The organism is Phocaeicola faecalis (genome assembly GCF_021730445.1).
GTDB lineage: Bacteria > Bacteroidota > Bacteroidia > Bacteroidales > Bacteroidaceae > Phocaeicola > Phocaeicola faecalis.
Genome location: NZ_JADNRM010000001.1, coordinates 120,123 through 133,034 on the forward strand (window position 1 = coordinate 120,123; position 12,912 = coordinate 133,034).

11 protein-coding genes, 1 pseudogene and 2 riboswitches are annotated in these 12,912 nt (G+C 43.1%); of the genes and pseudogenes, 8 read left to right on the forward strand and 4 right to left on the reverse strand.

The genetic code is table 11. The features are described 5' to 3' along the window. The first annotated feature begins 62 nt into the window (after window positions 1-62). On the forward strand, window positions 63-2,123 hold the full coding sequence (locus IR173_RS00590; RefSeq protein ID WP_237037764.1) for a TonB-dependent receptor plug domain-containing protein: 2,061 nt from the start codon (window positions 63-65) through the stop codon (window positions 2,121-2,123). A gap of 33 nt (window positions 2,124-2,156) precedes the next feature. Further along, window positions 2,157-3,353, forward strand: coding sequence for a sirohydrochlorin cobaltochelatase (locus IR173_RS00595; RefSeq protein WP_237037765.1), 1,197 nt, complete (start codon window positions 2,157-2,159; stop codon window positions 3,351-3,353). A gap of 127 nt (window positions 3,354-3,480) precedes the next feature. Here IR173_RS00595 and nrdG read toward each other — a convergent pair whose 3' ends face one another. Both nrdG and nrdD read right to left on the reverse strand, forming a co-directional pair. Next, the gene (gene nrdG / locus IR173_RS00600) at window positions 3,481-3,948 is read right to left on the reverse strand and encodes an anaerobic ribonucleoside-triphosphate reductase activating protein (RefSeq protein WP_237037766.1); all 468 of its coding nucleotides are present in this window, start codon (window positions 3,946-3,948) and stop codon (window positions 3,481-3,483) included. After that, window positions 3,932-6,025, reverse strand: a complete 2,094-nt coding sequence (nrdD, locus tag IR173_RS00605) for an anaerobic ribonucleoside-triphosphate reductase (RefSeq protein WP_237037767.1) — start codon at window positions 6,023-6,025, stop codon at window positions 3,932-3,934. Before nrdD ends, nrdG begins: the two co-directional genes overlap by 17 nt. Before the next feature lie 130 nt (window positions 6,026-6,155). Then, a riboswitch (cobalamin riboswitch) is annotated at window positions 6,156-6,373 on the reverse strand. A 92-nt stretch (window positions 6,374-6,465) separates the two neighbouring features. Beyond that, a riboswitch (cobalamin riboswitch) is annotated at window positions 6,466-6,673 on the forward strand. Window positions 6,674-6,737: 64 nt separating this feature from the next. Between nrdD and IR173_RS00610 the strand changes: the two genes are divergently transcribed. The 4 genes and pseudogenes from IR173_RS00610 to IR173_RS00625 all read left to right on the forward strand — a co-directional run bounded on the left by IR173_RS00610 (window position 6,738) and on the right by IR173_RS00625 (window position 9,597). Further along, complete coding sequence (locus IR173_RS00610) at window positions 6,738-6,989, forward strand: cysteine-rich CWC family protein (RefSeq protein ID WP_237038402.1); 252 nt, start codon at window positions 6,738-6,740, stop codon at window positions 6,987-6,989. Beyond that, window positions 6,955-7,150 (forward strand): annotated as a pseudogene (locus IR173_RS00615) (biotin carboxylase N-terminal domain-containing protein); the annotation flags it as partial. The gene IR173_RS00610 and the pseudogene IR173_RS00615, both read left to right, overlap by 35 nt. A 182-nt stretch (window positions 7,151-7,332) precedes the next feature. Then, window positions 7,333-9,021: a putative transporter gene (locus IR173_RS00620; RefSeq protein WP_237037768.1), complete on the forward strand. Its 1,689-nt coding sequence runs from the start codon at window positions 7,333-7,335 to the stop codon at window positions 9,019-9,021. Window positions 9,022-9,039: 18 nt separating this feature from the next. Next, on the forward strand, window positions 9,040-9,597 hold the full coding sequence (locus IR173_RS00625; RefSeq protein ID WP_237037769.1) for a cyclase family protein: 558 nt from the start codon (window positions 9,040-9,042) through the stop codon (window positions 9,595-9,597). Between the two features lie 110 nt (window positions 9,598-9,707). Here IR173_RS00625 and IR173_RS00630 read toward each other — a convergent pair whose 3' ends face one another. Both IR173_RS00630 and IR173_RS00635 read right to left on the reverse strand, forming a co-directional pair. Beyond that, window positions 9,708-10,016 (reverse strand): helix-turn-helix domain-containing protein, encoded by a 309-nt coding sequence (locus tag IR173_RS00630; RefSeq protein ID WP_237037770.1) that lies wholly within the window; start codon window positions 10,014-10,016, stop codon window positions 9,708-9,710. Continuing rightward, window positions 10,013-10,381, reverse strand: a complete 369-nt coding sequence (locus IR173_RS00635) for a type II toxin-antitoxin system RelE/ParE family toxin (RefSeq protein ID WP_237037771.1) — start codon at window positions 10,379-10,381, stop codon at window positions 10,013-10,015. The genes IR173_RS00630 and IR173_RS00635 overlap by 4 nt, the downstream gene beginning before the upstream one ends. 396 nt (window positions 10,382-10,777) lie before the next feature. Here IR173_RS00635 and IR173_RS00640 point away from each other — a divergent pair, with 396 nt between their 5' ends. Both IR173_RS00640 and cobJ read left to right on the forward strand, forming a co-directional pair. Next, entirely contained in the window at window positions 10,778-11,371 is a 594-nt protein-coding gene (locus IR173_RS00640) for an HU family DNA-binding protein (protein ID WP_237037772.1), read from the forward strand. Between the two features lie 132 nt (window positions 11,372-11,503). Beyond that, entirely contained in the window at window positions 11,504-12,910 is a 1,407-nt protein-coding gene (gene cobJ, locus IR173_RS00645; protein WP_237037773.1) for a precorrin-3B C(17)-methyltransferase, read from the forward strand. Window positions 12,911-12,912 lie beyond the last annotated feature (2 nt).

The window sequence follows — 12,912 nt, forward strand, 5'->3', positions numbered from 1 at the left end:
GGCATTCCTCTTTATCAGAGGGAAACTTGATGTTTTATTTTATAAATTAAATAAAACATAATATGAGGTATTTATTTCCTGCCATTCTACTATTAGGTACACAAATTGCAAGTGCCCAAAGCATTCTCAAAGATAAAGACGATAAAGAATTGTCCATTTTATTGGATGAAGTGGTTGTCACGGGTACAGGCACTGAACATTATCTGAAAGATGCCCCCGTACAGACCGAAGTCATAACCGGCAAAGCTTTGGAGCAATATCAGGCACGCAGTATAGACGATCTGCTCAGTGGCCTTAGTCCTTCACTGACCTTTCGTGACGGTGATATGGGAAGCCATATCCAGCTGAACGGATTGAACAATGACTATATCCTGATCATGATAAATGGAAAAAGAATGAATGGTGATGTAGGAGGACAAAACGACTTGAATCAATTAAATCCGGCCAATATAGAACGCATAGAGATTGTAAAAGGGGCCGCTTCTTCACTTTATGGCAGTGACGCGATAGCCGGCGTCATCAATATCATAACCAAACGTAACCGCGAAAAGATGGAGCTCACCAATACATCCCGCATAGGTGAATATGGTGATATACGTCAAAGTACCAGTTTCGGCTTTAATTATGGAAAGATAAAATCTATAACCGGCATCAATTTCCGGCATACCGACGGTTGGCGGAATACAGACCTGCAGTGGGATCAGAATCAACTGAAACCCGGCTCTACCATGTTGACCGTAAACCGTTCTTCAAACTATACCCTGTCCGAGAACATTGAATGGCAAGTCAATCGCAAGCTGGGCCTCACGGCTGAAGGCACTTATTATGAACGTTGGGTAATGCGTACACACGGTCCTTGGAAATACCAGACCAACGATTTTTATTATCGCAACTATACATTTGCAGTAGGAAGTAAATATAAATTAGGAAAACGGAATTATCTGACTGCAGACCTCTCGTATGGCAGATACGGCTACTTCTATGACTATAAGCTAAACGAGCATACCGATTATTTTCTGGACAATGACCGCCATGAACGTATCACCTACTTTGCCGGTCAACGCATCAAACAGAGCATCCAGAAACAAATATTGGGCCAGATAAAAAGTGTGTTTTATCTTGGAGAGAATCATATTTTAAATGCAGGAGTCGAATATCAGTACAACCATTTGGAATCACCTCATCACATTGACGGTGACCGCGCTTCCGTTTATACATTGGCAGCTTATATACAGGAGGAATGGACAGCCAGAGAAAATCTGGTTCTGACTGCCGGGGTACGAGGAACACAACACAAGGAAACAGGATTGAATTTCAGTCCGAAAATATCAGGACTTTATAAACCCGGAGAACATATTAATTTACGTGCTTCTTATGCCTTAGGCTACAAAGCACCCACCATTAAAGAACTTTATTATAATTATACCGGTGTTATCGGAGGCGGTGCCCTGACTGCATATCACGGCAACACCGGTCTAAAAGCACAAACCTCACAATACGTTTCAATCGGCATTGAGTATGTAGGGCAAAAACTCCAGGCCAGTGTAACCGGATACATGAATTATCTCCACAACATGATTGAGTTGGTTGAAATTCCCGTCACTTCCGATGAAAAATTTCTTGAAGTGGAAAAGAGCAAGCAATATAAGAATCTGACAAAGGCACGTATTTATGGTATGGACTTCACCTTCAACTATCGTCCTGCAAAATCTCTCAGTATCGGTGGAGGGTATAGTTATGCCGACCCGAAAGCACAATATCCCAATGCAGGTATAGACTATATGAAATATCTTCCTATTGATGCTACTTCCAGCCATAATGCAAATTTAAATGTCTTATGGCAACATTCATGGAAACTGTATCGTTTGGGTATCGGCATCTATGGCAGATATCAGTCTACACGCCGTTATATAAATGATAATAATGCCGACGGATTCCAAACCTGGCGTATCAACACGGCCCACTCATTATTAAAAATGAAACGGTGGTCATTAACGATGAATGCCGGGGTAGATAATGTATTTGACTATGTAGACCGTACTCCCTTCGGACGGAATCGTGCCACATCAACTCCCGGAAGAACTTTTTATGTCTCCGCCCTCATTAAATTCAAAAACAATTAATAACCAACAATTTATAAATTAATTTTTATTCGTATGAAACAATTCAAGTATTATCTGATGGCGGCTTTTGTTGCTGCCGCAGCTTGCGCAGGATTCAGCTCCTGTAGCGACAATGATGATGAAGAAAGTACTGTAAATCCTGCCGTTGATGTAGTAAACAGAACCAAGCAACACGACACAGCCATTTTGCTCTGTACTTTTGGCAGTACCTACAATGAGTCCCTGTCTGTTTATGATGATGTGATTGAGGATTTCCAGGCTAAATTCCCCAATACGGATATTTACATGTCATTTACTTCACGCACATGTATCGGACGCGTAGAAGCATCTACCGGCATAGCACGTTATGAATTGGACCAATGGCTGAAAGCAATAGGCGGCGCAGGATACAAACGTGTAGCCGTACAGTCATTGCACGTAATTCCGGGCGAAGAATATCTTTCATTGATGAATACCGATATAAAAAAATACTTTATGATTCAATGGTATCCGCATATTGATGTACTGAAAGGTGCCAACCTTCTTTCCAGTGCAGAAGATACGAAAGAGGTAGCAAAGATACTTTACAAGCATTATGAATCTAAATTGGCAGACAAGAACAGCATCGTGCTTCTAATGGGACACGGTAATCCGGATGAGAATTACAATGCTAACACAAAGTATTCTGAAATGGAAAAAGCTTTGCAGGGACTGGCAGCCAATAACAATATCTTTGTAGGTACTGTAGATTATGGTGACATGCTTTTCTTCCCGAAAGAAATAGAGGAAGAACCGGTGAATAGAATTCCTGTAGAAGGATTTGACAAAACCAAATATCCCGACTGTATGTATTCTAAGGTGATGAACTATTGCGAAAAGAACGGTCTGAACCCATCAGAAGTGAAAGTTTATCTTGCACCTTTCATGTCAATTGCCGGTGACCATGCCCACAACGACCTTTGGGGATTGGAAGCGATGGCCGAAGGCGATGATGTAAGCAGTGTGGAGATTAATACAAATGAATACAGCTGGCGCGAACGCTTGGAGAAATTAGGATTCAAAGTAGACAGAACATTCGAAAGCCACCCGATAGATCAAGCCGGAGCTGATCACGGTATTAAAGACGGATGTAATATGAAACCTCTTGGCAGTTATCCTGAGATTCGCCAAATCTGGGTAAACCATTTATATGAAAACTGGAATGACGACAGTGCATGGGAGAATGGTGAAGGCTATCAGCCGGAAGCATAACCTACTTCATATATTCATTTGAAAAGGAGATGTGTCGAAACTCCCCTTTTATCGAAGTCACCCTCGCCACAACTATCTGTGGCGAGGGTGACTTTTAGGTTATGAGCGTTTCGACACACCCTCTTTTTCAAATACGCCAAAACCGGTAGGTAATATCTTTCATCTCATCCCCCACTCTTCTGTATAAATGCTGATTGGTATCAGGAGATTTCAAGCCACCCAACCTTTCAATATACGGTCCCAACTTTATATATTCAAAGTTCTGAACGGAAAGACCTTCCGGCAATTCATTCTTCCCCGAATACCAGCCCACCTTTACCAAAGCGATAGACTGCCGATGAAGAAAGCCTGCCAAACTTTCCACTTCGAAAGGTTCGGCATCGCCTCCCATAAAACAGACGCAAGTCACCGCCTTTCCATACTTCTGTAAAAGGCGGCCAAGACTTTCTTCTGTCAAAGGTTCTCCTACATCTTCCAACAAATGAGGGCTATGACAGCCCTTGCATCTGTTGGGACAGTTAGAGAGATTGATCGCTAGAGTGACTTCATCCGGAATTTCTTGAAATACGATGTCATAATCAACGTAACGGAGCATAATATCTTTGCGCAGCCTCCTTCTGCCTTGCCTGAGAAAAATTACTGATCCGCTTCATATACCCGATAACACGTGTCAGATAATCCACATTCCGACTATGACATTCGGGACATTCATGCAAGTATCTCTTATCAATATGCTTACATTCATTGCAAATAGTATTCGGTATATTAAATGTAAAGTAATTACAGCCTTCTGTAGCGGCAACTCTAAGTAACTGTCTGTATTGCTCTTTGCTAAGGTGTTCTTCCAGATTCATGTGCAAAGCCGAGCCTCCCGTCAAATGCTCTATATAGCGGCGTCCATGCAGACGGAATTTATCGACAATATTCAACGACTTGTCTTCTACAATATAGAAGTAACTGTTATAGCATTCGCGGAATGTCTGGAATCCCGCTTCTTTATCCCATTTGGCATGCTTCACTCCCACATTCTCAGCAGGAATCATTTCGCAATTGAACAAAACATCCTTTGTACGGTACTTCTTATTATATCGTTCAATCATTCCTAAAATTTCCTGCACAAACGCCTCATACTTAGGATTATCACTGATTTCAATACCCATGAATTGCGCTGCTTCTACCAAACCATTCACGCCGATAGTCAGATATTGGCGGCTCATATTGATGTAACCGGCATCAAACAAAGGCAACATACCTTTCGACTGCAACTGTTTCAGGTTCTCATTATAAGCCAACTGTACTTTATGCACCAAATCGACCACTTCTTCCAAAAAGAACGGATAAAGGATGCCGGATTTTACTGCATGCTGGATACAACGGTTCAGATTGATAGTCAGCACACTCTTTGAGCCTGTAGAAACCCCACCCGCTCCCAAAGTATAGCTGAAACCATTGTCTTGTATCTCATTGCGAAGGCGACAGCAACTGCTTAAAGAATCCGCATTATCACTCATATAAGTAAAGAAAGAATGACCTTCGGCATACATCTCGGCCGTAAAGTCACCATATTCCTTATCTAATACATCACCGTCTTTAGTCAAAAGCGCCATTGTTTCTACAGGAAAAGTCAAAACAGTACGCGTGCGTTCCTTATTAAACCATTTCATGAAACGTTTCTGCAACCAACTTAGCGAATTCCAGTCCGGTTGGCTTCCATCGGGAAAAAAGAAGTTGCCGAAAAGACTTTCAAAGTAATACTTGTCATAATAAGCTACATTCCAAAAGACCGCCTGAAAATTACGCGCCCCTGTAGGCTGGTTGATAGAATAGACTATTTGCTCGAAACAGTCGGTAATAATCTTGTCTATTGTTCTTCGCTTGGTAGACAAATCGACTATTTTATCCGAATGCATATAATAATCCTGTCCATATTCCAGACCTATGAAATAATTCATATACATCAAGAACTCCGGAGTGGCACAGGCGCCGCTCAACATGCTGGATACAATAAAAACCATATTGATGAACCCACCACAGAAAGATTTCAGGTTAGTGGGAGCCGTAGAGTTACCTCCCACTGCCATTGTCCCATTATTCAACCAAGGATACATAGTAATGCTGGCACAATAATTGGCCAGATTGGTTTCATCATTTTTATAAATAAAGTGATGATTCAGAAGTTCCAGATAACGGTCGGACAGTTCCTTTCCATACATGTCTTTCAAACGGTCGGTCAACAGACGACGGTTGAGACGAATGAAATTTGATTTGGGTAACTCCCCTATCAGTGTAGCAATATTCTTATTCTCCACATTGGCATTCGCATCATATTTACTGCCGGTTGCCGGATTGGAAGCATCACAATAGTCAAGCAAAAACTTCAGTTTATCCCTCACCTCACGATCCTCCAAATGTTTCTGGCGATACAACATATACGCCTTGGCAACACTGTAATAATGTTCGGCCATCAAAGCCACCTCCACCTGATTCTGGATTTCTTCCACACTCGTCCCATCGCTGACACTCACGCGACTCAATACAGTAGTAATCACCTCCTGAGTAGCAAAACTTCCTACTGACAAAAATGCTTTGGCTATCGCATTTTTAATTTTATCAAGAGAGAAAGCTTCTTTTTTACCATCTCTCTTAATAATAAAGACCTCTGAATTAATCATACTTATAAATTAAGGTTATACAAAACACACATTATTCAATATAAGTCTTTCACACACGACAATTCATGGAAACCAGTAATAAAATGGATCAGTATGATTCGTTCTATCGCCTTTCACCCGAAAGCCTTGAATGATATAAACAATAACGGCAGGTCTTCTGACTCGTTTCCGTTGTAACGCCTTCCCGGTTCTCACAACAACCAGTGGCTAAGAATGTCACAACACTTCCTCACATGATGGAGGATAAAACTTACAGCTACGGGGATAGTTCCTGACTTGCACAGGATTCCCTTTTAATTCCGTTTCACGCTGACGGCTAATCCGGAAACCGATATCACTGGCAAAGTTAGGAATTAAATCAATAAAGCAACCGGAAAAAGAAAAAAAACTTCGGGCATCACTTTTTTCATCTTTTCCGCTTCGTTTAATTATAAAATCCATTATCTTTGTCCCGAATTGGTTTCGAATAGACTTCTCTGCTATTCGGATTAAAAGGGAATCGGGTGTAAATCCCGGACAGTCCCGCTGCTGTGAAGCTCTGCTGGAATCTTGAAAAAAAACCTTTGCCACTGATGTGACAATCCTCATGTCGGGAAGGCTTCAAGATAAGGAGTCAGTCAGAAGACCTGCCATTCATTAAAGGCTGTTTTTACTCGTGGGATTAGGAAAGCAGTACGAAAGGAAATAAGGAAATAAAAAAATTATGGGAGGAATGCCTATGAAAAAGGTATGTCCACGTTGTGGTGCAACATTTGATTGTATGCACAATGATATTTTATTGTGCCATTGCGCAACGGTCCGACTGGATGCTCTGCAACGCACCTATTTAATGGAGAATTATTCCGATTGCCTGTGCCATGACTGCCTGAAGACCGTCAAGGCCAGTTTCTATGCCTGCGAAATTAACCCCCATTATAATAAGAAGAAAGATGATAAAGAAAGTATTGATTGCCAACAGAGGTGAAATAGCCTTACGTGTAATGCGTTCCTGCCGAGAAATGGGCATACGGACTGTTGCTGTCTTTTCAGAAGCCGACCGCACTTCTCACCATGTGATGTATGCTGACGAGGCCTACCCTATAGGTCCGGCTATAGCCAGGGAAAGCTATTTGAATATCAATAAAAAGCAACAAGAACCAAAGCAGTCCACCCAAAAAGCACGGCAATATGCCGGTGTAATTGTTCAATGTGTGTATCCCCGCAGAAGTGATTTCTCCGGGGATACTTTTACCGGCCTGCATGACAGGTGGAGTTTTAAATATACAATAAAGACTTGATTAAAAAAATAAATATAATCTTTTGATGCTATGGAACTTCTTGAAAACCTTTTTGAAGGATATCCCAACCTTTGGGGTGGCGGTGTGGCCCACTCCGTACTTATTCTGTCACTGGTTATCGCCTTTGGCATTATGCTGGGTAAAATAAAGATATCCGGCATTTCACTTGGTGTCACATGGATTCTTTTTGTCGGTATCGTATTCGGTCATTTCAATCTGAATCTGGATGAGCATCTGCTGCATTTTCTAAAAGAATTCGGTCTTATCCTGTTCGTCTATTCCATTGGTTTGCAGGTGGGGCCCGGTTTCTTCTCAGCCTTTAAGAAAGGAGGATTTACGCTGAACATGTTGGCCATGGGTGCTATTTTTACCAGTGTAATCATTACTATTATCTTGCATTTCACTACCGGAACCCCCATCACCACCATGGTGGGCATCCTCTCCGGTGCCGTAACCAATACTCCCGGCCTTGGTGCAGCCCAACAGGCCAACAGTGATTTAAACGGGATAGATGCACCGGAAATTGCAATGGGATATGCTGTTGCCTATCCCTTGGGTGTGGTTGGTGCCATCCTTTCTTTACTGGCACTGAAATACATTCTCAACATCAAAACGCCCCAAGAAGAAGCCGATGCCGAAAAAGGATTGGGACATTTACAGGAACTGACCGTACGCCCCGTTACATTAGAGATAAAAAATGAAGCAATACACGGGAAGGCCATTAAGGAAATACGTCCTTTGGTAAACCGCAACTTCGTCATTTCGCGCATACGCCATCATGACGGACAGCAGGAAGTGGAACTGGTAAATTCAGAAACGGTATTACATATTGATGACAAGATTCTGGTTATCTCGAACCCGATTGACATTGAGGCGATTACTGTGTTTTTCGGCAAACAGGTAGAGATGGAATGGGAACAACTAAATACGAAACTCATCTCACGCCGCATCTTGATTACAAAGCCTGAGCTAAATGGAAAGATGCTTTCACAACTTAAGATACGAAATAACTTCGGTGCGAGCATCACCCGTATCAACCGTTCGGGAGTAGACCTTGTAGCCTCCCCACATTTACAGTTACAAATGGGCGACCGTGTTACAGTGGTAGGTAGCGAACTGGCTGTCAGTCATGCCGAAAAGGTTTTGGGAAATTCCATGAAGAGACTGAATCATCCCAATCTTATCCCCATCTTTATCGGCATCGCATTAGGGTGCATCTTGGGAAGCATTCCATTTATGTTCCCCGGCATTCCACAACCGGTCAAACTAGGTTTGGCAGGCGGTCCGCTCATTGTATCCATTCTTATCAGCCGTTTCGGGCCACAATACAAAATGATTACATATACCACCATGAGCGCCAATCTGATGATCAGGGAAATCGGAATCTCTTTGTTCCTTGCCTGTGTGGGCCTTGGAGCCGGAAAAGATTTTATAGAAACGATTGTCAATGAAGGCGGTTATATCTGGATTGCCTATGGAGCCCTTATTACAGTAGTACCTCTCTTGCTGATGGGAGTCATCGGACGATATATATGCAAGCTGAACTATTATACCCTCATCGGTGTATTATCAGGGGCGAACACCAATCCGCCTGCCCTCGCCTACTCCAATGACCTGACCTCATGTGACGCTCCGGCCGTGGGATATGCCACTGTATATCCGCTTGCCATGTTCCTGCGCGTGCTTACGGCTCAATTGTTGATTCTTTCATTAGGTTAAACTTTAAAATCTGAAAATATGTACCAACAAGAAACGATTACCAAAGAACTGCATTTACAGTTAAGTGATGAAGATTTGGCACAGTTCGAACTTGATGCCAAAGAAACGGAACGCCTCGGGCACATCGGTACCCACATGGATTGCTATATGGAAGCTCCCCGCCATAAAGAATATGTAACAGATACCCTAGTAGTAGATTGCCGGAACGGACTACCTGATGATGAATATTTCAAAAGCTTAGACATAGAAGGAAAAGCATTGGTTTTATATACCGGTAATATGGCAACCCACGGTTATGCAACTAAAAATTTTTTCATGTTTGACATGAAGCTTGATTGGGACTCTCTGGCTGCATTGCTTCATAACCATCCAAAGTTCATCCTTATCGACTCACATGGGTTAGGCATGTTCTCACAACACCGGTTATTCGATATGGAATGCGAAAAAAACGGTTGTTTTCTTATTATGTGCCTGATGCTGGAGGGAGAGGAAATATTGAATGTAAAAAAATTAAAGATTGAAATTGACAAGGAAATACCTTCCACCGGGAAGCCATGCCGTGTCTATGTATTCTAAAAAAAGAAAAACATAACTTCATCTAAAAACATCCCCACCCTGCCGTTCAATCCGATAGAAAAGATTAAAACGGCAGGACGGAGGCAAGGTAAAAAACGGAGAATGCCGAATTACAAGATGGTCAGGCTGACGCGTTTGCCCAGCCCTTGAAAAATCTTGTACAGAGTGGACAGTTGCACATCTACCTTTCCGTTCTCGATACGCGAAATATAGGATTTCTTTGTACCTATCTTCGCTGCAAGTTGTTCCTGCGTAAGCCCGGCTTTCAGGCGTTCTTCCTTCAAACGCTCGGCAAGGATGAACGCTTCCGCGTTGCATTCAAACTCGTTGCGTTCGGGAGTGCCTGGGTCGCCAAAATCTTCGGCTATCAAATCCTCGATGGGAGTACAACCTATTGTTTTCATTTCTTCTTCTGTCATACCTTGTTTCTCCTTTCTTTCTTTGCTATATATTCTTTCATGATTCTAGAAGCCCGTTCTATTTCTTCTGCCGGTGTTTTTTGTGTCTTCTTTTGGAAACCATTGAACAGTATTACCAAGTTTCCTTCATCTAAACAACAAAATATTCGATAAATGTTTCCACCTTCTTCAATCCTAATCTCATATAATCCTTTTACTGATGTAATCGCCTTCAAATATCTTTCAGGAATCCGTTCCAATGTCATCACATATATAAATATCTGATATACTTTTTCCAATGTCTTTCTTGACAAAGTCTTTTTGAACTCTTTAAAATAATCAGCATATACTATTATTTGGCGGATATATTTGTTTTTTTCTATCATATTACCTGTATTCAGTGCCACAAAGTTAACTAATTAATCAACCTGCGCAACGTATTTATGAAATTATTTTCTATCATCCCTGTTTTGTATTAAATGCTCAATTACATGGTGCTCCATTTTATCATGTCATTTCTTTTAGAATCCCCTATAACCCGCCAGGCAAAAGGAGATAAGGAAGCGACTACCCTATTCTTGTTTTTTTAGGGAGAGATATTCTCTTTTCACCGAAAAAAGAACTACTTTTGTACGAAAGAGTTTCACTCCCCATACTAATGAGGAGCGTTGCTCATAGTTATGGGGAGCGCTCTCCATTGCCGTGGGCTGCGCTCCCCATAGCTGTGAGCAGTCAAGCCCTTCCATAGGAAACAGGAAACACAACCTATTTAAACAAGAAACATGGCGGTTAAATTTGAGTTTTATGAAACGCCTACTCCCGACGATAAAAAAGGAGAAAAGAAATACCACGCACGCGTAGTGAGTTATAGCACCGTTGATACAGAACAGATTATACGCAATATTCACACCTCGTGCACCCTGACAAGAGGGGATATAAAAGCTTGTCTGGCCGAACTGAGCCGCGTACTGGCAGAAAAGCTGCTAGGCGGAGAACGTGTGCATCTGGAAGGCTTGGGATATTTCCAAGTTACATTACAATGTGACAGCGGGGCAACAAATCCTAAAACGCGTTCCCACCATGTAAGTTACAAGACGGTGAAGTTCCGTCCCGACAAGGAACTGAACCAAGAAATGACACACTTGAAAGTGGAACGTTCAAGCATCAGAAAACACTCCGAGCGGATGGACAACGAAACCATAGAAGCCCGACTGCTGGAATATCTGGAAACACACGACAGCATTACCCGCAAGGAACTGGAGTCACTGTGCGGACTGACACGCACCACGGCAGGACGGCATATCACCCGACTGCTAAGAGAGCACAAGATAAAAAATACAAATTACCACTTCCAACCTATCTATGTGAAAGCCTGAAAGCGGATGAGAGCTGGATGAAGGGATGCCTTTCAGGATAATCTTCTCCAGCTTGGCAAATATCATGGCTGAAAGCAATGAAAGTGAACTTTTAAACTTAACTTCAAGGAGAACTAATTTAGTTATAGAAGGATGAAAAAGCCCCGATTAATCGTAGCCGGCATTGGTCCCGGCTCCCCCGAAGATATTACCCCTGCCGTGATACAGGCGGTAAAGAATAGCGATGTAGTAATCGGCTATAAATATTATTTTCAGTTTATCGAGCCCTATCTGGAGCCGGGAACGGAATGTATAGACACCGGAATGAAACGCGAGAAGGCACGTGCCGAACAAGCTTTCGAACTGGCGGAACAAGGAAAAACGGTATGTGTCATCAGCTCGGGAGATGCCGGAATTTACGGCATGGCCCCACTGGTTTACGAAATGAAACGCGAGCGTGGCAGCGAAGTTGAGATAGAGGTATTGCCGGGCATCAGCGCTTTTCAGAAAGCGGCTTCCCTGTTGGGGGCACCCATCGGCCATGATTTCTGTGTGATTTCCCTCTCCGACCTCATGACTCCGTGGGAACGGATTGAAAAACGCATCCGGGCGGCTGCAATGGCAGATTTTGTCACGGCAGTCTATAATCCTAAAAGCGAAGGACGGTATTGGCAGCTCTACCGGCTGAAAGAAATCTTTCTGGAAGAACGCGCGCCCGAAACCCCGGTAGGGTTTGTGCGACAGGCGGGACGTGAGGAAGAAACAGTGACCCTCACCACCTTGCAAGAGTTCAATCCCGAACAGGTGGATATGTTCACTGTGGTATTGATCGGCAACTCCCAATCCTATCGTTGGAAAGGAAAGTTTATCACTCCGCGCGGTTATTATCGGGAAACGGCCACCGGTGCGGCAGGAATCGGTCAGGAAATTATGATCAACAGTTTCCGTACCATCGAGAAAGAATTGAAAAATAAAAATATCCCCTCAGGCCATAAATGGGCATTACTGCATGCCATTCACACTACGGCCGATTTCGAGATGGAGAATCTATTGCGTGTGGACTCCCTTGCCGTAGAGCACCTGCATAAAATATTGAGTGAAGGCAACGTCCGCACGATTATCACTGATGTGACGATGGCAGCATCGGGCATCCGCAAAGGTGCGTTGGAACGGATGGGCATCGAGGTGAAATGCTATCTCGGCGATGAGCGCGCGGTAACATTGGCAAAAGAAAAGGGAATTACCCGTACGCAGGCCGGTATACGCATGGCAGTGGAGGAACATCCGGACGCTTTGTATGTATTCGGCAACGCTCCCACGGCATTGATGGAACTGTGTGACCTGATACGAAAAGAAAAAGCACATCCATGTGGCATCATCGCAGCTCCGGTGGGCTTTGTACACGTTTGCGAAAGCAAACATCAGGTGAAACCTTTCAGCCATATTCCCAAACTGATTGTAGAAGGACGCAAAGGAGGCAGCAATCTGGCGGCAACGCTGGTGAATGCCATCCTCACATTCGATGATGCGGAGCAACTGAGACCGGGAAGAGATGTATAAGC

Excerpts from the sequence above, each read along its gene's own strand:
- cobJ (WP_237037773.1), top strand. The coding sequence starts at position 11,504 with ATGAAAAAGCCCCGATTAATCGTAGCCGGCATTGGTCCCGGCTCCCCC.
- IR173_RS00630 (WP_237037770.1), bottom strand. The coding sequence starts at position 10,016 with ATGACAGAAGAAGAAATGAAAACAATAGGTTGTACTCCCATCGAGGAT.
- IR173_RS00590 (WP_237037764.1), top strand. The coding sequence starts at position 63 with ATGAGGTATTTATTTCCTGCCATTCTACTATTAGGTACACAAATTGCA.
- nrdD (WP_237037767.1), bottom strand. The coding sequence starts at position 6,025 with ATGATTAATTCAGAGGTCTTTATTATTAAGAGAGATGGTAAAAAAGAA.
- IR173_RS00625 (WP_237037769.1), top strand. The coding sequence starts at position 9,040 with ATGTACCAACAAGAAACGATTACCAAAGAACTGCATTTACAGTTAAGT.
- IR173_RS00595 (WP_237037765.1), top strand. The coding sequence starts at position 2,157 with ATGAAACAATTCAAGTATTATCTGATGGCGGCTTTTGTTGCTGCCGCA.
- nrdG (WP_237037766.1), bottom strand. The coding sequence starts at position 3,948 with ATGCTCCGTTACGTTGATTATGACATCGTATTTCAAGAAATTCCGGAT.
- IR173_RS00640 (WP_237037772.1), top strand. The coding sequence starts at position 10,778 with ATGGCGGTTAAATTTGAGTTTTATGAAACGCCTACTCCCGACGATAAA.
- IR173_RS00610 (WP_237038402.1), top strand. The coding sequence starts at position 6,738 with ATGCCTATGAAAAAGGTATGTCCACGTTGTGGTGCAACATTTGATTGT.
- IR173_RS00620 (WP_237037768.1), top strand. The coding sequence starts at position 7,333 with ATGGAACTTCTTGAAAACCTTTTTGAAGGATATCCCAACCTTTGGGGT.
- IR173_RS00635 (WP_237037771.1), bottom strand. The coding sequence starts at position 10,381 with ATGATAGAAAAAAACAAATATATCCGCCAAATAATAGTATATGCTGAT.